The following is a 19,858-nucleotide window of genomic DNA, read 5'->3' as shown; positions in this document are numbered from 1 at the left end:
TAAGCATCCAACAGTCCCTGGATATTGATTCGGTTAATGACATCGTTCACAATGCGAACAGGATGGCCTTTTGCCACAAGTTCATCCAGAGTGGGCGGAATAGCCATGATCTGGTTCTGATAATAGGGCTTGAAAACTGGTTTCTGGACTGGCATAAATTTCAATTATTTATACTTAAATATCTGAAATACAGTCAAATAAACCAAATTTAAAAAGATGAAAAATTAATTTTTTTTCCACAAAAAAAGAGACTGCCTTTTTGAGACAGCCTCTTTCTTTTATTGGGAAGACATGAATTACTTTCTGTCTTTAATGTCTACAAACTCTCTATCTACTTCACCTACGTAAATTTGACGTGGACGACCAATAGGTTCTTTATTTTCTTTCATTTCTTTCCATTGTGCAATCCATCCAGGTAAACGTCCTAACGCGAACAACACGGTAAACATTTCTGAAGGGAAACCTAATGCTCTGTAGATAATTCCTGAATAGAAATCTACGTTTGGATAAAGCTTTCTATCGATAAAATATTGATCAGTTAAAGCTGCCTCTTCTAATTTTTTAGCGATTTCTAGAACTGGATCGTCAATTCCCAGGTTTTCTAAAATATCATCGCAAGCTTTTTTAATAATCTTTGCCCTAGGATCGAAGTTTTTATAAACACGGTGACCAAATCCCATCATACGGAAAGGATCATTTTTGTCTTTCGCTTTATTAATCCATTTTTCAGTGTCTCCACCGTCTTCTTTAATCAGTTCAAGCATTTCGATAACGGCCTGATTAGCTCCACCGTGAAGTGGACCCCATAAAGCTGCAATACCCGCAGAAATTGAAGCATAAAGGTTACAATCAGAAGAACCTACAATACGTACAGTAGATGCCGAACAGTTTTGCTCGTGGTCTGCATGAAGAATAAGCAATTTATTCATTGCGTTAACCACAACCGGATTTACATCATAATCTTCAGTACGCTGACCGAAAGTCATCCATAAATAGTTGGTCACGTAATCGTATTTATTTTTTGGATAAATAAGTGGGTGTCCTAATGATTTTTTATAGATGAAAGCAACAATAGTAGGTAATTTGGCAATCAGTTTAATGATCGTTAAATTTTGTTCTTCTGCCGTTTGATTTGGTTTCAAACACTCAGGATAAAATGTAGAAAGAGAAAACACCAAAGAGCCTAACTGCCCCATAGGATGCGATCTTGATGGATAACCATCAAAGAATTTCTTCATATCTTCATGAATCAGCGTATGCTTGCTAATTTCTGACTGGAAAGCATCTAGTTGAGTTTGTGTTGGCAAATCGCCATAAATTACCAGATAAGCAACTTCTAAAAAGCTTGATTTTTCGGCAAGCTGTTCAATAGAATAACCTCTATATTTTAAAACTCCTTTTTCGCCATCTAGAAAAGTGATTTTACTTTTGGTTGAACCAGTATTTTTAAAACCAGTATCTAAGGTTACAAAACCCGAAGTATCTCTTAACTTAGAAATATCAATGGCCTTTTCATCTTCTGTTCCTGTTATTACTGGCAATTCTATCGTCTTACCATCTACTTTGATCTCTGCAATATCTGACATATTATTGTATTGTGTTTATAGCTTCCTAAATTATATAAAATTAATATTCGTGCATAACAAATCTGTTAATTAAAAATGAATTATTGGTCAAATCGACGTAACAATCATACTTTAATTGACAATTATTTCGCTTTTATTTCCTCTGCAACACGACCGCATTCCAGCATTTCATCTCCATAATATGGATTTCTGATTTCCTTGGCCGATGATAACCAATCGCCACCATCTCCTTTATTCGCCATTGGGCAGTGCTGTACGTAAATAGTACCCTCCGCTACGTCGGCAGATTTAAGTAAAGCGATAAGATCTGAACTTAAGACCGTAAATTCCTTTCTTTGGGTAGCCAAGTTCGTTGTTGCTGCGATTTTATTGGCAACTTCTGCGGTAAGTTCGCAACCTTTATAAGTGGCCAGATGGGTTTGTAAATCTCCTGCGGCCTTCTGCGCACTGGAGGAATCTGATTTAACTAAAGCATCCTTTAATATTTCGTATTTTGAAAAAATAACATTAACCTTCTCATCTTTTAAAGTAGCCGAAGTTTTCTGCGTTGTAGAATCTTTAGCTGTAGAATCCTGAGCCTCTGATGATTTTTTGTCTGCCTGGCCACAAGCCATTAAAGTTGCCAAAATGGCTATTCCGAATATCCGTTTCATTGTATTTGGTTTTCGGCTCAAATTAGCAATTTTAATATTAAAACCACAAAAAAAGCCTTGTATTTTACAAGGCTTTTAAAAAAATATTATTTAATAATTACTAAAGCTTGAAATTATAGCCTAATCTTAAGTTAAACTGTCCGGTTTTCATAAAATATAGATCAGAAGCACTATTATTTACGTAACCTTCATATTTCACACCTAGTTCTAATCCGTTATTCCATTCATATCCCAGGCCTCCTGAATATATGAAGTTCATATTTGCCCCATCTTCAATAGCTAAGCCTGTTCCTGCCTGCGCGCTCAGGTACATTCTATCGATCACAAAGGCTTTTACTCCACCCATTAGTGGTATAAACTGGAAATTTAACGGGCTGTTTTTCCACCTTAAACGGGTGTAACCTCCAGATGCTGTTAATGCTACATCTTTACTTAAGTCGTACTGAAGTTTCAAATCGGCTCCGTAGCCATAATCCATTTCGGATCCTTTAGTAAATACGCCTCCGTTTATTCCAACCCCTACCTTAAAGGCCATTCCGTTTGTTGTAGTGGAGCTCTCCGTACCACTCATTGTTTGAGCATTTAAATTGCTGGTTGTAAAAATTACCATAGCCATTGATGCCGTAGTAAAAAGTTTAGTAAGTGTTTTCATGTTAGGTGATTTTAGTTATCAATTTTTGGATTTAATTGATGTACGTAAATAAGCACCAGGTTAGATTTTTATATTTTCACTTTTTTCAGAATGTATAAGAATAAAAAAAAGCCTTCGATTACTCGAAGGCTTCCTACTTTATTTTTTGGATATTCTAAAGGCCAAATCCATAGGCTAAACGAAGACCGAAGAAACCGGTACTAGTGCCATTCTGTGCTAAACCTTCGTATTTTACACCTAAATCAAGTCCGCTGCTCCATGCATAACCCAATGCTGGTGAGTAAACGAAAGAGGTTCCGCTACCAGAGTTTGTTCCAAAGCCAGCACCCAATTCTGCTAAGCCGTACACACCTGATCCAGAATCATTAAAGAAGTATTTTGCACCAACTTTAACAGGGATATAGCCATAATCTACTCCTTCATAAGTAACATTGCCAATGGTATAATCTTTAGCGAATAAACGTGTATATCCTGCGGTAACTGGAATTGACAATTGTTTATCAACATCAAACTGATAACGTAAATCTGCACCAGCAGCAAAATTATAAGCATCACTAGTTGGTATTCCTGCGGTTAATCCGATTCCTAATTTTTGTGATTGAGCATTAGCATTTGTCGTAAAGAATAAAGCTACTGCAGCTGCTGAAGTAGCCAAAATTTTAGTAATTGTTTTCATTTTATGTAATTGTTTTTGAGTTAAAGTAATATACCGCAACAATTACAAAGGCTATGCCAAAAAGCGCCTTTTTAGCATTAAAAAAAACCTTTTGACCAAAAAAACATTCAAAATTTATGAATAAAAATTTTATAAAACTTTTTCTAAAACCAGCTGTTTTAAATGGTTGGTCGGGGCACTCGCATCCAGCCAATTGATCTCAACTCCATCTTTCTCCATTTTCCTGAAGAAGGTATTTTGTCGCTTGGCATATTGGCAAATAGCAATGCCCAATCTTTCCCGTAGCACATTCATACTCAATAATCCTGAAAGGTAATTGGAAATAAACTTATACTCCAAGCCATAAAAAACCAATGTTTCCTGATCTACCCCTGATTGGATTAATTGCGCTACCTCTTCAATCATTCCTGCCTCAAAACGTTCATCTAATCTTTTGAGTATATTTTCACGTGTTCGTTCGACTTCATTTTTCAAACCGAATACAAGGGGCTTAATGGGTGGTCTTTCAACCACAGGCAACTGATTATATTTTAAGTATTCTGCTACTTCAATAGCCCTGATGAGTCTTTTTTTCGAAGCGAGGTCAACATAATCTACATTTTCATATTTATGTAGCAAGCTTAGCAACTCTTCCCTATCCAATGATTCCAGCTGGCTCCTTAAAGGCAAATCGACCGGAACAGCAGTATAAGCCTGGTTTTGCAATATACTGTGAATGTATAAACCTGTTCCTCCACAAAGTATAGGCATTTTATTTTGACTGCTAATCGACTCGAAAACGCTGTAGAAATCATTTTTAAAAGCATCAACATGGTAGCGTGCTCCTGCTTCCAAAATATCGATGAGGTGATAAGGAATGCTCTTACCTGAGATTTGATATTCACCCAAATCTTTACCTGTTCCAATATCCATTCCCTTAAAAATCTGACGGCTATCTGCACTGATAATCTCTGCATCAAGTGCATTTGCTACTTCAACGGCAAGTTTTGTCTTACCCGCAGCGGTAGCGCCTAAAATTACGAGGAGGTTATGATTTGCCATATCAGAATTTTAAAATAAACTTGAGACTTCCCGTATTAAAAACTTTCTCAGCACCGTTATCAAGACTATCTTTTATTATATAACGTTGCAGATTTTCGGTTAGCACAAAATATTGTGGTTCTAATATGCCGGTCTGCTGGAATCCCAATCTATGGTAAGCGTCTCCTGCAGACCAATCTCTATCTGCATAGGTCATAATGTCCTGGGGTTCTAAATCCTCTTTGAAACCGGCAATTAGCTTACTTAAGCCTCCGGTTACTGAATATCCAGCCTTTACCGCAAACCTAATCAACTCTGCAGATTTATAATTTTCAGCAAAGTTCATTTTTCTAAGCGCAGAAAATGTAGCTACAGCAACCAGTTCCTCTTGCAGGATCAAGCCATACTTGTATCTGGCGCTTACCGCACCTTGCAAATGATTATGGTTTAAAAATTGATCTGCTACAGGCTTGCTTATTCTTTTTACCTGGGTTTTTCTACCGTGAATACGCTTATTTATCCCAAGGAGGGACTGCACCCTCGCCATAACCTGTTGAGGTTTGGTAAGCCATACATCTTCCCAGAGATAAACCAACTTAATCTTATTTTGCAAAAATAAGGCTTGTTCATGAACCAGTTGGTCTGGTAAATATGGCGTTTGGATATCGATAAGACTTATCGCCAGATGTTCAGTTAACTGAAGTGTATGGGATAATATAGAGGAAAGAAGTTGATATGTTATACCTGTGCGCTCCAGCTCAAGTATGAAACTCCGATGCCAGGTATTTTTATTATTTTCTTCTCCGGGGATATTCAATGACTGAGGTGCTTAAATCCTGATGAGCTGCAAATTTAGCTATCCGAATTTAAATCCACTCTTTTTCTTTAAAATGTACGTGAATAATTTCGGTAAATATTTCAACCTCTTTAAGGCTTGCATCTGTTAACCTACTTAGCTTAAATCCTTTATGGTTAGATCCAAAATCAACAAGTTCTTGATTTGATGCTTCAAATTCGACTGTATTTAGCTTCACTTCTACCTGATTTCCATTAATATATACCCCAATAAAGAAACGTTCTGTAATTTTTTCACCTTCCACCTCAATATTTTTTTCACTATAAAGGTCATATCCCGTCTCAGAATTTTCGTGAACAGTATAACCACGGGAAGCATAAGGTTGTATACTCGCTCTTATGGTTTGAAAAATTTCTACTAGATCAGTTTTCATAATGGTAATTGGTTTAAATGTAAACACCAAATCACGATTATTGTTTACTAATTATTCCACCATTTTTGAGTGGGCAAATATTTATTCAATACAATTGTTTCGCCCAATTTAGGTGTTACAATGGGCTGCTTAAGGTGATTAGCAGCAACCACTACCCTTTCTATCGGCTCATTCCAGGGATGCATAGCCAGGCTAAATTTCGCCCAATGAACAGGTAATAAAACCCGGGCTTTTAAATCGATAGCAGCTTGTACGGTTTGCTCTGGAAACATGTGTATATATGGCCAGTAAGCATTATATTGACCACATTCCAGCATAGCGATATCGAAAGGGCCATATTGCTGACCAATTTCCGCAAAATGAGTATCGTAACCTGAGTCTCCGCCTAAAAATAATTTCTGATCTGGAGTTTGCAGGATAAATGCCGACCATAAAGTTTGATTGCGCTTAAACTTCCTACCGGTGAAATGTCTTGCAGGAACTGCGGTAAAATTAATACCTGCTGAAATACTTACAGATTCGTCCCAGGCAAGTTCGTTAATTTTATCAGCAGAAATCCCCCATTTTTCCAGGTGAGCGCCAACACCCAATGAAGTTACAATCTTCGTTGTTTTGGGGGCTATTTTTAAAACACTTTGGTAATCGAGGTGATCATAATGATCATGAGTAATGACTAAAACGTCGAGATTTTCAAAATCCTCAGCTTTAACAAAATCAGTTCCCTTGAAGGCCTTACCTCCAACAAATGAAAAGGGCGATGGGGTTTTACTAAAAATTGGATCAACCAAAATCCGGTAACCATTAATTTTAATGAGATAAGACGAATGACCAAACCATATGATTTCTGTTTCCGAATGACCGGGTACGGTATGGAGTTGAGGTTTAATGTATGGCAGCGCGTTAACCGGCGATTTATCCGGATGTTTGCCGAAGAGAAATTCTTTTAGTACCGTAAAAAAAGAGATTCCTTCTGGTTGCATGGGGGTTACAGAAAGATTTTGTAATGAACCATTTTTATAATTGGGTTGATGCCTTATGGCTGCTAATCTTAATCCATTAGGCAATTTTCCAAACACCGGGAGATTAATAATGGTAATAAACAGAATAATAAAAATGACTGCAATGTATAATGTAATAAGCATATTTAAACTTTATTTAAACTAAAGTATGGATATCCTATTTTAAAAGTGTTGGCCTTTTGTAAATAAAAATTGCCCTTGGTAACCCAAAGATACTCCTATTTAACTCAACCAACCTATTTCAGTAACAACATGGTTTGATTGTTATCATCCGAGCCGGCATATTGGCCTGCTACTGCGGCAGCGAGATTAGCACTGTTGTAGTTTCATTCTTTAGCAGGGTAAAGCCACCTCATAGAATAGATGTTTCGTATTTTAAATACGCCATTAAAGAATGTACAAAAATTCATAACTTTGAAACTGGGTTTTAACATTATAGCTTAGATAACTTTTTGTTTCCTAATGAGATTCTCTTTAGGATTTAATCCCAAAATTTTGACGGGAAGTGGTACGAACACTTCCCGTTTTTTATTTTGAAGAGATGTATAACCGAATCTACCCATATTACCCTGAGAGGTAAAATAAATTAGGATAAAAAAACACGCAAACGTTTGATTAATTTCGTATTATTATAGTTAGAAGAAATTTAATTAGCTTAGCCGTTAGAATGCAATCAAAACCAACAACCATAAAGGAAATTGCCAGAATCTTAAACATTTCTCCATCAAGTGTTTCTAGAGGTCTGCACGACCATCCGAGCATTGGAGCAGTGACAAGAGAAAAGATTAAACAACTGGCTAAATCGCTTAACTACGAACCAAATAATGCGGCTATTCTTTTTCAGAAGGGTAAAACTTACACAATTGGTGTAATTTTACCGGAGCTATCTGAGCACTTTTTCTCTACTGCAATTTCTGCAATTGAAGATGAAGCACTTAAAAAGAACTACACGGTAATTTTTGCGCAATCGCACGATAATTATGAGCAGGAAGTTAAGCTGGTAGAAAAAATGAAGAATCAACGGGTAGATGGGCTGTTAGTTTCTATAAGCAAAGACACTTCCAAATTCGATCATTTCGAAAAGCTTAACTCTTTTAATATTCCTGTAGTATTTTTTGATCGGATTCCTCCTTTCAAGAATGTACACTATGTGGCTTGCAGTTTGGAAAGTGCTACGGTAAAGGCCGTTAACTATTTATTGAAAAAAGGCCATAGAAGTATTGGAATGATTAATGGCCCGAATACTTTGTACGCCAGCGACGAAAGAAAAGATGGTTACATGCAGGCCATTACCTTTAATCGTTTAAAAGTAGATCCATCATTGATCATCAATTGTGATTTAACTGAACAAGGCACTATAGAGGCAGCAAATCAATTTTTAAATCATAAAAGAAGACCAACGGCAATTGTAGCCTTTAATGATTACGTAGCTTTGTTTTTAATTAAATACTTTAAGAAACTGAATGTCATTGATGAATTTGATGTGGTAAGCTACGCCAATCTGCCTATTATCAGCTATTTAGACCATACTCCTGTGGCTTCTGTAGAGCAATACCCATATTTACAGGGACAGAAGGCGGCTAATATCCTTTTAGATTTAATTAACAGTCCAAATGCAGAAACGCAAGCCTATTATAACACCATTGTAGAGTCTGATTTGATTATCAATAATGTTGAAGAATAATCTAATCAAACGTTTGCGCTAAGTTTAAATCCTTTTCAGTGATCCTGGCAGGATATTGAATTTCTTTTTGAAAGCGGTAATAAAATGTTGTGAATTTTTATAGCCAACAAGAAAGGAAACTTCATTTACCGCCTTTTTTTCGCTGTAAAGCAATTGGTAGGCTTTTTCCATGCGGATATGGTTGAGATAGCCAAAAACGGTATGACCGATTATTTCTTTAAATCCTTTTTTTAATTTATAATCGTTTAAGCCTGCTTTTCTGGAGAGCTCAATAATAGAATAAGGTTTTTGGATATTATCCTCTACAATTGCCTTAGCCAACAGGATTTTTTTTACATCTTCCTCTTTCATACCAGAAGCACTTACCTCAGGCTGCTGATTGATGTAGTAGACTAATATTTCCAAGATCTTCGATTCTATAAATAGTCTTTTTGCTCTTCCTTTAAACGGGGCTATCGTCAATCCCTTTACAATGTTTTTAACTTCAAAAGGCATTTCCCATGGTAAGGAAGAAGAAATGTCAGATTCGGATTCCTCATTAACAATCTTTCGATAATAATCCTGAGTTAATCTGATCAGAATACCCTGAACAGCCATAGTGCTGAAAGTGGTATTTTTCTTGGAATGACTATCGATATAAAATTGGTTTTGCTTAATTGAAAACAACCGTTGCTTCAGGTCATCGCTATAGCTGTGAACTATCCCTGATAAACAAAAGAAAAATCCTAAATGTCCCTCATCACATGCTAAACAGAAATGCTGGGTTTCAGCAGAATGAATATTGAAATGGGCGATATGAATCCCTTCGAACCAGTTTTCTGATAGATTTATATCATAACTTGCTGTACTAAACTTACGATCTTCTTCTTGTACATCTAAAGTGCTGTTAAAATTATCAGGGTAAACCTGTTGATAAATGGTTTTTCCCGTTGAATGTTCTGAAAGCCTAATTTCCATAATTATTAATCCGTTTCACGGCATAAATTATCCCGCTCGCGTTATCTTATTGAAGCGATAATGCACAAATTTGCACAATTATTTATAATTAGTCTAAATAAATGAGAATATATTTATCAATTGTCTTTGCATTATCTGGAATATCAGCAATAGCTCAAGAAGTTAAGCTTGATACTGCCAAGGCAAATGATTTGAGGGAAGTTGTGGTTACGGGACAGTATGCACCAAGAACATTAAAAAATTCAGTTTATCAGGTAAAAACCATCACTGCCGAAAAAATCCGTTTAAGGGCCGCCACCAGCGTGCAGCAGGTGCTCAACACCGAACTTGGTTTTCGGTTTAGCAATGACTTAACGCTGGGCACCACAGATGTTCAGTTAATGGGTATGAGCGGAAGAAATGTTAAAATTCTTTTGGATGGCGTGCCCATGGTAGATCGATCAGATACCCGCGAAAGCCTAAATCAAATCGATATCAATACCATCGAAAGAATTGAAATTGTTGAAGGTCCGATGTCTGTAGTTTACGGATCGGATGCCCTTGCCGGCGTAATCAATATTATCACCAAGAATGCCGGAAAATCATTGCTTAATGTTTCTGCCCGTATTCAGGAAGAGAGTGCTGGTAACGAATACCATGCATTTACAGGAAATGGTCTACACAATCAAAATATAAACATTAGCTGGCAGAATAAAGGCTGGAATGCCCTTGCAGGATTTACCCATAACGATTTTGGAGGCTGGAACCTGGCTCCTAAAACCGCAACTATTGAAGAGGTAGAATCGGTAACCAACCGCTGGAAACCCAAAGAACAATGGCTGGGCAATGCGAAACTGGGCTACCGCAACGATCATTTTAATATCTGGTATCGCTTAGATGGCTTGAATGAAACCATAGATGTTAGAGGTGGCATGAATCCTAATAATTATAAAGCCAAATTTCAAACTTACACTACCCAGCGATATACACAACAGTTACAGTCTGAATATAAATTATCGCCTTCCCTGCAATTTACGGAAATTTTGGGCTATACCAATCTCGAACGTGCAACCAGGTCAGTTATTCACGACTTTACGACCAACACAGAGGAATTAACTACCGCCGCAGGAGAACAGGATGTGGCTAAATTCAATGCGACCATTTTTAGGGCAACCGCACTGTATGTTGCAAACAAATCCCTCTCCTTTCAACCTGGTTTTGAGTTTAATCGTGATGCCGCTAGCGGGGCCAGAGTTATAGGTTCTCCGGTAATTAATGATTATGCCTTCTTCGTCTCGTCAGAAATTACACCGGTTATGGGGATAAATATTAGACCAGGACTCCGATTTATTAAAAACTCTGTCTACGACGCTCCCCCAGTTATTCCCTCTTTAAATACCCAATTTAGCCTATCTAAAACGCTCGACCTACGTTTAGGATATGCGCGGGGCTTCAGGTCACCAGCCCTTAGAGAACTCTATTATAACTTTGTTGATGCCAGCCATACCATTTTAGGCAATCCTAACTTAAGAGCAGAACAATCCAATAGCTTTAACGGATCTTTAGCATGGTCTGGTTTTAGGCACCGAGATGTACAGTTTAGATCAACATTAACGGGTTTTTATAATCTATTCAAGAACAGAATTGAATACGGCATAGACCCAACCAATACCTCGGTAACCACCTTAATTAATATATCAAAATATAAAACCACCGGAGGGACATTAGAAAACACCTTAATTTATAAGAATTTACAAGCTACAGTAGGTTTATCCTATATTGGCCGCTACAATGACTTATCTGAAAATGCAGCGCTCGAATCTCCGCAATTTGCCTGGGCTATTGAAATCACATCTAATCTGACATATACCTTTCCAAAGATTAATGGCAGTGTAAGTTTATTTTATAAGTACACCGGAAGCCTGCCAAGCTATCAGATTAGTACAGTAAATAATATTCAAACCGCAAATCTGGTCAAGATAGGGTCGTTTCATTGGGCCGATTTAATGCTCAACAAAAACTTGTGGAGGTACCTCACCATTAATGCGGGGGTAAAGAATATTTTTAACATCACACAGCTTTCAAACAGCTCGGCAGCCTCTGGAGGCGCACATAGCACTGGTGGCATCGCGGTACCCTATAGTTATGGCCGCTCATATGTTTTAGGCTTAATTTATAACTGGAATAAGAAATAATCAATTTTAAATACATAAAAATAGAAACATGAATAAATTTAACTCCTTATTATTTGCTGCATTTATTGCAATTTCATTTGCCGCCTGTAAGAAAGACAGTGATGAGCCTGTTATTGTAGTACCCCCTTCTGATGGAAGTACGCTTACCTTGAATGGCTTAATTGGTGCCGAAGCTGGTAGTGCAGCCGGTAATAGTGTTTATGTAGATTTCAGCGCAGACAAACAAACGGCTGTTGACAGAGACAGCTGGGATTTAGGATTCTACGCTGGAGCTGATTTTAAAGTGATTTTGAATGCCTCTAACGGTTCATCTGCAATTGTAGTTAACAAGAGTGATTTAAATTCTGTTACAGCAGCAGACTTTGACCCTAATGCCCTTAAGGTTGGCCAGGGTCTTGGAACTTTTAGTCTTATTGACGACCCAAGAGAAGCAAATATCATTAATAAAACTGCAATCGCTGCAATCTCGGCTACAGACGCAGAAAATAAAGTTTATATCATTAATAGAAAAGGAGGCGCGGCTACCGTTCTTGCCAACGATGAACTATACAAAATAAGAGTACTTAGAAAAGGCAGCGGATATACCTTACAATATGCTAAAGTGACTGAAACAACTTTTAAGACCTTAGATATCACCAAAAATGCGGATGCGAATTTCCAGTTTGCATCATTAGTTAAAGGCAATACTGTATCTGTAGAACCTGCAAAAGCAAGCTGGGATGTAGTTTGGGGTTACAGCATGTATTACACTGCTACATTCCCTTATGCATTTTCTGATTTAGTATTCATAAACAGCCTGGCGGGAGTAAGTGCCGCGGCTGTGTCTACAACTGTAAAGGCTTATGCTGCATTTGCAGAGTCAGATCTTGCAACAGTAACTTTCTCTTCATCACGAGACGTAATTGGATCAACATGGAGAACATCACCTGGCCAGAATGGAACCGGTGGCGGTGTTAAAACGGATATCTTCTACCTGGTTAAAGATGGTTCGGGCAACGTGTATAAATTAAAATTCAATAGCTTCATTTCCAATGATGGGGGAACCCGTGGTAAGCCAGTAATTGAATATAAGCTGATCAAAAAGGGTTAGATCTTAAAATAAGCTCATCTCAAATTTAAATAATATGTTTTGTTAGTTGGATAAATGCTCTCCGCGATGGGGAGCTTTATCTTTTTAGTCTTGAGTCGAAAGTCTGTAGTCTTGAGTCTTAATCGCGATAAGTAGTAGTTGGAAAAACTGAGTGGCTATAGTGGATTTGTCTGGCCTCAGTCTTGATACCCAAATCTTGATACTTGATACTAATATCTTGATACTTATACCTAGACACTAGACATCCCAAACGCAAAAAGGGTTCCGGTATGCCGAAACCCTTTTTGCGTAATCGCTAAATATTATTTTCCAGCGTTTTTCTTGTCAGTTACTTCTGCACGGATTTCTTGTGCTAAAACTTTAAGATCTTGCATTGCTTTACGCACACGAGTACCAGCAGCTGCATTGCCAGCATTATAAAATTTTTCTACATCTGCTTCGATAGCAGCTACAGCAGCTTTAACTTTTGAAAATTTTTCCATCGCTAATTGATGTTTTTTAAGGTTTAAAAAATTTATTTCTTCAATTATACATATTTACCTTGAATTAACAACAGAAAGCAAATATTTATTTAAAATAAGTTTTGCACATTTTAACAAGGCAAAAAAAGCCCCTCTATGTAACATAGGGGCTAGATTTGAATTGTTTTGTCAAGTTAATCAGATTTTGAAAGGTATTATTTGCACTCTCTACGCAGTATTTATAATCAGCTTCTGATATACTTTCATTTAAGACAGTAATAAATGTCTTCCATTTGGTACTGAGGTCGTTACCATAAACACCATAATAATTTAAACCCGCTTCCTGATTATTGAAGTTAGGATTAGCTAAAATATGCTTCTTAATGACATTTCCGCCTAAGGTAGCACCTTCCAAAACGTATAAAGCACCTAAAACTTCAGCGTTATTTTTTTTCGGAATAAAGAGCTCAAAGTTCAATCCGGGAAGGCTTAAACTATCAATTCCCCAATGAGCGAGATCTTTTTCTAAAGCCTCCAGCTTAAACCTATCTTTCATTTCCAGCTTCTCTGCAAGATTGGCATCCAATAGGTTTGCCAGTACATTTTCCATCTTTTGATGAATCATATAGTTGATGGTGATCAACGTTTTATAATCTTCTACGGTTAGCGAATGATTCATGATTTCATTCACAAACATTAATGATTCTAATTCTTTGTGCTTATCTGCGGTTTCAGTTCTTAATATATTGGCAATCATAAATTATTTATGTTTGAGAAATGTACAAGCTAAATTAATACTGTACGGCTTGAATAAAAAAACAAAGATTCGAACTTAAGGCTCGAATCTTTAACTATAATGTTTCTGATTAATTTAATCGAAGGTGTTGGTTAAACCAGAAATCGTGTACCGAATGTACGCATTTAACCAGATTATCATAGCCATTAGGCTTAGTCAGGTAAGCGCTGGCCCCAAATTCCATAGATGCTTTTACATCTTCAGGATTATCTGAAGTTGAAAAAAGGATTACTGGAATCGACTTTAAGTAAGGAATATCTCTGATAAATTTGAGCAAGTCTAAACCTGATAAACCAGGCAAGTTTAAATCCAGCAAAATTAATTTAGGCTTCGTTTTGCTCTCCACAAATTTCTGCAGTTTCAATAGTGCTTCTGTCCCATCTTCTACAATGGTTAAATTTAATGTATCCTTTACCTCTTGTATAGCACTTTGCATGAAAAAAGCATAGTCTACATCATCTTCTACGTAAAATATATCCGGCGTTTTCATCTTATCTGTTTTTAAAAGCTACGTAAAATGTAGATCCGTAATTCAGTTTACTTTCAAACCAAACCCTTCCATTGTGTTTTTCTACAATTCGTTTTACAATAGCCAGCCCCACTCCTGTTCCATCAATGTCTTTGACATTATCCATGCGCTTAAATAGCTCAAAAACCCTGTCGTAATAACGGTTATCAATTCCCATACCATTATCCTTAATGGCGTATACAGTTTCTTCTGTATTTACATCACCAAAGATCTCTATTTTAGGTTTCTCTACCATAGATGAGTATTTTACCGCATTACTGATTAAATTGGTAAATACCTGAGCAATCATGGTGTTATCTCCCTTTAAATCGGGGAGTTGACCTAAAACGAGTTCGGCATTGTCTGCTTTAAAAGCCGTCCAAACTTCAGTTGTTATATCTTTCAACAACAAAGGCATGGAAACTGTTTCAAATATTACATCAGAACGACCAACACGGGCGAGATTTAAGATTTCCTTAATGAGGAAATTCATTTTATCTGCACCTGTTAAAATCCGATCAAGCATTTTCTTTCCATTATCATCAATGCTTTTGTTTTTGAGCATCAGCTCTGCATAAGTTTTAATGGAAGTTAGCGGCGTACGTAAATCATGTGAAATGGTGTAACTAAAAGTATCAAGCTCTTCGTAAGCAGCCTGGAGCTTTTCGTTGAGCAGCCTCACTTCATTGGCTTTTTTATTGACATCGGTAATGATAATCTCCCGAACTCGCAATACAGATGCAATCTCTTCTGGTAACCAGCGTTCTGAGGTATTGTTTACTACCTGAGCCCAGGTTTCAAATGATTTACGTGGCGACAGGCTTAGCAAACCATTGTCGGCAGTGGTAACAGGTTTTTCCGGATTTCCTGCCCAATGTACAGTTGTAATTTGCTCTGGCTTAAACCAGATAATCATTTCACCCAGCTCCTTGCTTAGCACACAGGATAAAATACCTGAAGCCGTTTCTTTATATTTTCTTGCAGGATGAAAAATTTCCGAAAGTCTGTGGGTATAGTAAATGGTTTCATCACTAGTCTTTCTTAACCAGGCTACTAACTCGTAGATATCATCGTTTCCGGGAACATTACCCAAAGTTGTTAAACCATTTTCGAAAATTATAGCTACCCCCGTAGCTTTGGTAACATCTAATATGGTTCTTTTATGACTCGTAATAGCCTCAATAAGGTATTTATCTCTGTTTAAGTGCTCTGATAAAACCGATGCTGTATCTTTAAATTCTGCAATAATCTCAGCATCCTCTTCTTCCTGGCGGTACTCTAGTGCAGAAGAAAGTATTTGTCCAATTAATTTAGAACCCTCGCGGGCTTTATAATCAATAAATTTGGGTGTATAATTGTGGCAGGCAATTAAGCCCCACAATTCGCCTTTGGTAATAAGCGAGATACTGAAACTAGAATCTACCTCCATATTCTTCAAATATTGAATATGAATTGGTGAAACCGCCCTAAGTCCGCCATTAGTAAGATCTAGTGGTTTATCCTCATTATAAGTTAAAATAGCTGAATCTGAAGTATTCACATCGGCTATTAACCGCGTTAAATTGAGTTTATAAAGCTCTCTGGCCTGCTTAGGAATATCAGATGCCGGGTAGTGAAGACCAAAAAATGGCTCCAGATTTTCTTCCTTTTCCTCTGCAACAACTTCTCCATGTCCATCATCTAAAAACTTATAGATCATGATGCGATCGTAATTGATTAGCTTTTTTACTTCTAATGCTGCGCTGGTAAGCAAGGCTGATACCGTTTTACCCTGCAACATTGCAGAAGCGGAACGACCAATGGAGCTTTGTATATCGTACTGCAGGGTAACAGGCTCAAACTCTAATAACCAATCATTTGTAGAGGAAGAAATAATCAGATAAAATGGATTACCATCAATTTCTATAGGATGAGGACTGATTGCATCGAAACTTTTTCTAATAATTCCAAGCTTTAATAAATCCTCAACATCAAATTCAGGACCTCTTTGAGTAATAAAATTATTGATAAAAGACAGTGGTTGCTTCAGAAGATCTTTGGAAACCTTATTTAAAAATGCACCAGTATTTTCACTGATATAACTGATAGTAAGGCTGTTTTTATCTACAGCGATAAGGAAACCATGAGATTGAATCTTTCCGGGTATGTGGATTGGTTCTTTATCACAATTGGTTAAGTCTACAGAAAAATTCTTCATTATAGCGATTTGACGTTACAAAACTATCAGAAATATTGAACTAATAAAGCTTACTTTATTCCTAATAGTTATATTTCTCTAATTTAGTTTTAGGATTTAGTTTTTATTATATATTTGTTCAAAATTTAATCCTCATCCCTAAGTTGGCAAAGAAAAACATTTTGGTTGTTGAAGATAACCATGCTATTTTAGATGTTATCACTCTTATTTTAGAAAGCGAAGCTTTTAATGTTTCAGGCCTTAACAAAGGTGCTGATTTCATATCTCATGTTACAGATTCTAGGCCTGATGTGATTATCATGGACATAATGCTTCCAGATGTGGATGGTAGAGTATTGCTCAAAAACCTTAAAGACAATAAAAGTACTAGCCATATTCCGGTTTTAATGATTTCTGCACGCTATAATGCTACAAATTATACCTTAGATGGCATTGAGGCAGATGATTTTATGGCTAAGCCTTTTAATATTGATGAGTTGATGGATAAGATATACGCTTTATTAAAAAAGTCAGTTTAATCGGCCATTCCAGGTAATTTTATTCCTCCAGCCTTTAAGTTATCCATTAATTCCTTTTGAAATGCCAGCTTGGTATCTGTAAAACCATGCGCTTTGATCCAGATATTCATGGCCACTTTGTATCCACTTTCTTCCAATGCTGAAACACCTATTCTTTTTTGAGGTGTTTTCAGGGCATTTTTGAATCCATCAATCGTTTGGTTAAAAATGGCGACGATTTTATCATATTCTATTCCATAACTAAACTTAATCTCAATATCCAGTCTTCTACTGCCCTGCCTGCTGATGTTGATAATAACTTCATTAGAAAGCTTGCTGTTTGGAACAATAACTGTTTTGTTATCGAAGGTTTTGATAATGGTATAAAAAATTTGGATAGATGATACTGTTCCCTCTTGTCCCTGGGCCAGGATATTATCGCCAACAACAAAGGGTTTCAAAAGTAAAATAAGTACTCCGCTGGCAAAGTTTTGAAGGGTACCCGATAACGCTAATCCAGCTGCAACACTCAACCCACCTAAAAGTACCGTTAATGTAGTGAGCTCGTATCCAAACAGCTGGATGACAAAAAACACCAGAAGTACCCTCAGGGTGATGATGATTAAACTATTCAAAAATGGCCGTAACGATGGGTCTACCTCTTTCTTATGCAAGCTGTTATTCAGCCATTTAGCCACTAATTTAATGAACCATAACCCCAGGATCAAGACCAGAATACCCACCAACACATTAGGGCCTTTTAAAATTATCCAGTCATAGGCTTTATCATAAAATTTATTGATGTCGATGGTATCAGCTTTCATATTGGGGAACGGTGGTTAAACTTAGGGCTTCTTATGTTTTACGGGGGCATCTTTGGTGACATTTACTTTTTTAGCATCTTTGGCTGAAGTTACTTTTTCACTTGAACCTTTCGCTTTACTATCTTTAGCAGCTGTAGCCTTGCTTTCTTCTGCTGATGTTTTTGAGTTTTTCATTTTGGTTGGTTTAATCTTGGTTTAACCAGATTTTGGCTTCTTCTAATTCATCAGGACTGAATCCTTTGGCACTTCCAGGAGTTACAAAAGTGAATACATCAGTAAACCATTGCACGCCTTTCTCTGCACTTACTACAGCAATTTTCTTCCACTTAGTGAAATTTTCTAAGCCTGCTTTGGCATCCTGAATCCATGCGCCGGCGGTAAAATTTTTCACTTCAGTTTCCAGAACCAATAAATACCGGATTTCATCAAAATGTTGTGCTGTTCGATGCAAGCCTGGCAAGAGTACATCCTTCAAATCTTTACTATCAACCTCTCCAGTGGCTCTTACCCCGAATATATGGTCAGGAAGTCCTGTTATTTCTGTTAACATATCTTATTTTTAATTGTAGAACAGTTTTGTCTTCGAAGATGTTTGGTTTAAGATCAAATTCTTTAAAGTTGTGGGCAAATTTGAAACACTTATAAGCTAGTGGTGTTATGGATTAGCAAATCAACACCAATACTATGAAAAGCATCATTATAAAAGCATCGTTTTACCTTTCTGCCATGGCCATTGTTGCTACAGCATGCAATTACGAGACTAAAGAAAATACGACAGTAACAGATTCTGTAATTCAGGATTCATCATCAACTACCACGCTGAAACCAGCAGGCCCTGCACCAGAATGGGGAAAAACCATCCGACCTGAAATGCAGGTTGTGATAGAGAAATTAGCCAGCTATGGCGATAAGCCTATAGAAAGCTTGGGTGCCGAAGACGCCCGGAAGAACCACACGCCCACAGATGCTGTAATAGCTGTGGCTAAACAAAATAATATAAGCATACCGCCCGCCAAAACAGATACCACAGGAAAAGACATTGCTGTAAATGGAGGAAAAATCCATCTTCGGGTTTATACTCCTAAAAACACTAAAGGTCCCTTTCCTATTGTAGTTTACTATCATGGTGGTGGTTTTGTTATCGCTAACCTGGATGTTTATGATGCTTCTGCCCAGGCTTTAGCCGAGCAAAGCCAGGCGGTGGTAGTTTCAGTTGCTTATCGATTGGCACCAGAACATAAATTTCCTACAGCTCACCTGGATGCCTTCACAGCTTACGAATGGGTAATTAAAAATGCCGTTAACTTAAAGGCTGATCCAGCCAAAATTGCCGTTGCAGGAGAAAGTGCCGGTGGAAATTTAGCTGCCAATGTATCTATAATGGCCAGAGATAAACACATTATGATCCCTGTAGCGCAGGTTTTGATCTACCCTATCGCTCAGGCAGATATGAATACAGAATCATATAAAATGTATGCCGATGCAAAACCTCTTAATAAAGCAATGATGACCTGGTTTACAGAAAAGTATCTTTACACTTCTATTGAGGCCCAGGATCCAAAAATTTCCCTTATTAATGCAAACCTTAAAAATTTGCCCCCTACTACCATTATTACTGCAGAAATAGATCCGTTAAATAGTGAGGGCCTGATGCTGGCTAATAAACTTGCTGCTGCAGGAGTTAAGGTTAACAGTAGAAATTATGAAGGAGTTACGCATGAGTTTTTCGGAATGGGATTGGTAGTCCCTGAAGCCAAACAAGCTCAGGCCTATGCGGCAGAACATTTAAAGGCTGCGTTTAGATAAATGATGAAAATAACAAAGTATCAAAAATT

21 protein-coding genes are annotated in these 19,858 nt (G+C 37.2%); 5 read left to right on the top strand and 16 right to left on the bottom strand.

Annotated features, from left to right (window positions below; all coding sequences use genetic code 11):
• Positions 1-296 precede the first annotated feature (296 nt).
• The 8 genes from BMX11_RS06300 to BMX11_RS06265 all read right to left on the bottom strand — a co-directional run bounded on the left by BMX11_RS06300 (position 297) and on the right by BMX11_RS06265 (position 6,958).
• The gene (locus tag BMX11_RS06300; protein WP_090882559.1) at positions 297-1,586 is read right to left on the bottom strand and encodes a citrate synthase; all 1,290 of its coding nucleotides are present in this window, start codon (positions 1,584-1,586) and stop codon (positions 297-299) included.
• 122 nt (positions 1,587-1,708) lie between these two features.
• Positions 1,709-2,239, bottom strand: a complete 531-nt coding sequence (locus BMX11_RS06295) for a DUF3347 domain-containing protein (RefSeq protein ID WP_090882557.1) — start codon at positions 2,237-2,239, stop codon at positions 1,709-1,711.
• A 100-nt stretch (positions 2,240-2,339) separates the two neighbouring features.
• Positions 2,340-2,891 carry a porin family protein gene (locus BMX11_RS06290; RefSeq protein ID WP_139180132.1) on the bottom strand — a complete coding sequence of 184 codons (552 nt, stop codon included), beginning with the start codon at positions 2,889-2,891 and terminating at the stop codon, positions 2,340-2,342.
• 154 nt (positions 2,892-3,045) lie between these two features.
• Positions 3,046-3,567, bottom strand: coding sequence for an outer membrane beta-barrel protein (locus BMX11_RS06285; RefSeq protein ID WP_090882552.1), 522 nt, complete (start codon positions 3,565-3,567; stop codon positions 3,046-3,048).
• Positions 3,568-3,696: 129 nt separating this feature from the next.
• Positions 3,697-4,608 (bottom strand): tRNA (adenosine(37)-N6)-dimethylallyltransferase MiaA, encoded by a 912-nt coding sequence (gene miaA / locus BMX11_RS06280; RefSeq protein ID WP_090882551.1) that lies wholly within the window; start codon positions 4,606-4,608, stop codon positions 3,697-3,699.
• A 1-nt stretch (position 4,609) separates the two neighbouring features.
• Positions 4,610-5,404, bottom strand: coding sequence for a hypothetical protein (locus tag BMX11_RS06275; RefSeq protein WP_090882549.1), 795 nt, complete (start codon positions 5,402-5,404; stop codon positions 4,610-4,612).
• Between the two features lie 49 nt (positions 5,405-5,453).
• On the bottom strand, positions 5,454-5,816 hold the full coding sequence (locus BMX11_RS06270; RefSeq protein WP_090882547.1) for a hypothetical protein: 363 nt from the start codon (positions 5,814-5,816) through the stop codon (positions 5,454-5,456).
• Between the two features lie 47 nt (positions 5,817-5,863).
• Complete coding sequence (locus BMX11_RS06265) at positions 5,864-6,958, bottom strand: MBL fold metallo-hydrolase (protein WP_090882545.1); 1,095 nt, start codon at positions 6,956-6,958, stop codon at positions 5,864-5,866.
• A 544-nt stretch (positions 6,959-7,502) separates the two neighbouring features.
• On the opposite strand from BMX11_RS06265, the gene BMX11_RS06260 reads away from it, so the two are divergent.
• Entirely contained in the window at positions 7,503-8,519 is a 1,017-nt protein-coding gene (locus BMX11_RS06260) for a LacI family DNA-binding transcriptional regulator (protein ID WP_090882543.1), read from the top strand.
• A 24-nt stretch (positions 8,520-8,543) separates the two neighbouring features.
• Here the strand turns inward: BMX11_RS06260 and BMX11_RS06255 are convergent, their stop codons facing one another.
• The gene (locus BMX11_RS06255; RefSeq protein ID WP_090882541.1) at positions 8,544-9,476 is read right to left on the bottom strand and encodes a helix-turn-helix transcriptional regulator; all 933 of its coding nucleotides are present in this window, start codon (positions 9,474-9,476) and stop codon (positions 8,544-8,546) included.
• Positions 9,477-9,577: 101 nt separating this feature from the next.
• Between BMX11_RS06255 and BMX11_RS06250 the strand changes: the two genes are divergently transcribed.
• Complete coding sequence (locus BMX11_RS06250; RefSeq protein ID WP_090882539.1) at positions 9,578-11,650, top strand: TonB-dependent receptor plug domain-containing protein; 2,073 nt, start codon at positions 9,578-9,580, stop codon at positions 11,648-11,650.
• A 28-nt stretch (positions 11,651-11,678) separates the two neighbouring features.
• A complete protein-coding gene (locus BMX11_RS06245) occupies positions 11,679-12,740 on the top strand; it encodes an HmuY family protein (RefSeq protein ID WP_090882537.1) in 1,062 nt (353 codons plus the stop codon).
• A gap of 302 nt (positions 12,741-13,042) precedes the next feature.
• On the opposite strand, the gene BMX11_RS06240 is transcribed toward BMX11_RS06245, so the two are convergent.
• The 4 genes from BMX11_RS06240 to BMX11_RS06225 all read right to left on the bottom strand — a co-directional run bounded on the left by BMX11_RS06240 (position 13,043) and on the right by BMX11_RS06225 (position 16,702).
• Positions 13,043-13,222 carry a hypothetical protein gene (locus tag BMX11_RS06240; RefSeq protein WP_039482627.1) on the bottom strand — a complete coding sequence of 60 codons (180 nt, stop codon included), beginning with the start codon at positions 13,220-13,222 and terminating at the stop codon, positions 13,043-13,045.
• A gap of 133 nt (positions 13,223-13,355) precedes the next feature.
• On the bottom strand, positions 13,356-13,958 hold the full coding sequence (locus BMX11_RS06235) for a biliverdin-producing heme oxygenase (protein ID WP_090882535.1): 603 nt from the start codon (positions 13,956-13,958) through the stop codon (positions 13,356-13,358).
• A gap of 109 nt (positions 13,959-14,067) precedes the next feature.
• The gene (locus BMX11_RS06230; RefSeq protein ID WP_090882533.1) at positions 14,068-14,487 is read right to left on the bottom strand and encodes a response regulator; all 420 of its coding nucleotides are present in this window, start codon (positions 14,485-14,487) and stop codon (positions 14,068-14,070) included.
• 1 nt (position 14,488) lies between these two features.
• Positions 14,489-16,702: an ATP-binding protein gene (locus BMX11_RS06225; RefSeq protein WP_090882531.1), complete on the bottom strand. Its 2,214-nt coding sequence runs from the start codon at positions 16,700-16,702 to the stop codon at positions 14,489-14,491.
• A gap of 143 nt (positions 16,703-16,845) precedes the next feature.
• Here BMX11_RS06225 and BMX11_RS06220 point away from each other — a divergent pair, with 143 nt between their 5' ends.
• Positions 16,846-17,220: a response regulator transcription factor gene (locus BMX11_RS06220; protein ID WP_090882530.1), complete on the top strand. Its 375-nt coding sequence runs from the start codon at positions 16,846-16,848 to the stop codon at positions 17,218-17,220.
• Here BMX11_RS06220 and BMX11_RS06215 read toward each other — a convergent pair.
• The 3 genes from BMX11_RS06215 to BMX11_RS06210 are packed head-to-tail and all read right to left on the bottom strand — an operon-like array spanning position 17,217 to position 18,573.
• Positions 17,217-18,023, bottom strand: a complete 807-nt coding sequence (locus tag BMX11_RS06215) for a mechanosensitive ion channel family protein (protein WP_217643810.1) — start codon at positions 18,021-18,023, stop codon at positions 17,217-17,219. The genes BMX11_RS06220 and BMX11_RS06215 overlap by 4 nt on opposite strands.
• A gap of 21 nt (positions 18,024-18,044) precedes the next feature.
• Positions 18,045-18,197 carry a hypothetical protein gene (locus tag BMX11_RS24240; protein ID WP_175474483.1) on the bottom strand — a complete coding sequence of 51 codons (153 nt, stop codon included), beginning with the start codon at positions 18,195-18,197 and terminating at the stop codon, positions 18,045-18,047.
• A gap of 10 nt (positions 18,198-18,207) precedes the next feature.
• On the bottom strand, positions 18,208-18,573 hold the full coding sequence (locus tag BMX11_RS06210; RefSeq protein WP_090882528.1) for a SpoIIAA family protein: 366 nt from the start codon (positions 18,571-18,573) through the stop codon (positions 18,208-18,210).
• A gap of 134 nt (positions 18,574-18,707) precedes the next feature.
• Between BMX11_RS06210 and BMX11_RS06205 the strand changes: the two genes are divergently transcribed.
• Positions 18,708-19,829: an alpha/beta hydrolase gene (locus BMX11_RS06205; RefSeq protein ID WP_090882525.1), complete on the top strand. Its 1,122-nt coding sequence runs from the start codon at positions 18,708-18,710 to the stop codon at positions 19,827-19,829.
• The last annotated feature ends 29 nt before the right edge of the window (positions 19,830-19,858 follow it).

Source organism: Pedobacter rhizosphaerae, assembly GCF_900111155.1.
Lineage (GTDB): Bacteria > Bacteroidota > Bacteroidia > Sphingobacteriales > Sphingobacteriaceae > Pedobacter > Pedobacter rhizosphaerae.
Note: the sequence above shows the minus strand (reverse complement) of the source record. Positions and strands in the feature narration are given on the sequence as shown.

Coding starts and splice junctions, on each gene's coding strand:
- BMX11_RS06255 (WP_090882541.1), bottom strand. CDS start 9,476: ATGGAAATTAGGCTTTCAGAACATTCAACGGGAAAAACCATTTATCAA.
- BMX11_RS06205 (WP_090882525.1), top strand. CDS start 18,708: ATGAAAAGCATCATTATAAAAGCATCGTTTTACCTTTCTGCCATGGCC.
- BMX11_RS06230 (WP_090882533.1), bottom strand. CDS start 14,487: ATGAAAACGCCGGATATATTTTACGTAGAAGATGATGTAGACTATGCT.
- BMX11_RS24240 (WP_175474483.1), bottom strand. CDS start 18,197: ATGAAAAACTCAAAAACATCAGCAGAAGAAAGCAAGGCTACAGCTGCT.
- BMX11_RS06210 (WP_090882528.1), bottom strand. CDS start 18,573: ATGTTAACAGAAATAACAGGACTTCCTGACCATATATTCGGGGTAAGA.
- BMX11_RS06290 (WP_139180132.1), bottom strand. CDS start 2,891: ATGAAAACACTTACTAAACTTTTTACTACGGCATCAATGGCTATGGTA.
- BMX11_RS06215 (WP_217643810.1), bottom strand. CDS start 18,023: ATGAAAGCTGATACCATCGACATCAATAAATTTTATGATAAAGCCTAT.
- BMX11_RS06225 (WP_090882531.1), bottom strand. CDS start 16,702: ATGAAGAATTTTTCTGTAGACTTAACCAATTGTGATAAAGAACCAATC.
- BMX11_RS06300 (WP_090882559.1), bottom strand. CDS start 1,586: ATGTCAGATATTGCAGAGATCAAAGTAGATGGTAAGACGATAGAATTG.
- BMX11_RS06270 (WP_090882547.1), bottom strand. CDS start 5,816: ATGAAAACTGATCTAGTAGAAATTTTTCAAACCATAAGAGCGAGTATA.
- BMX11_RS06295 (WP_090882557.1), bottom strand. CDS start 2,239: ATGAAACGGATATTCGGAATAGCCATTTTGGCAACTTTAATGGCTTGT.
- BMX11_RS06235 (WP_090882535.1), bottom strand. CDS start 13,958: ATGATTGCCAATATATTAAGAACTGAAACCGCAGATAAGCACAAAGAA.
- BMX11_RS06260 (WP_090882543.1), top strand. CDS start 7,503: ATGCAATCAAAACCAACAACCATAAAGGAAATTGCCAGAATCTTAAAC.
- BMX11_RS06285 (WP_090882552.1), bottom strand. CDS start 3,567: ATGAAAACAATTACTAAAATTTTGGCTACTTCAGCAGCTGCAGTAGCT.
- BMX11_RS06245 (WP_090882537.1), top strand. CDS start 11,679: ATGAATAAATTTAACTCCTTATTATTTGCTGCATTTATTGCAATTTCA.
- miaA (WP_090882551.1), bottom strand. CDS start 4,608: ATGGCAAATCATAACCTCCTCGTAATTTTAGGCGCTACCGCTGCGGGT.
- BMX11_RS06250 (WP_090882539.1), top strand. CDS start 9,578: ATGAGAATATATTTATCAATTGTCTTTGCATTATCTGGAATATCAGCA.
- BMX11_RS06240 (WP_039482627.1), bottom strand. CDS start 13,222: ATGGAAAAATTTTCAAAAGTTAAAGCTGCTGTAGCTGCTATCGAAGCA.
- BMX11_RS06265 (WP_090882545.1), bottom strand. CDS start 6,958: ATGCTTATTACATTATACATTGCAGTCATTTTTATTATTCTGTTTATT.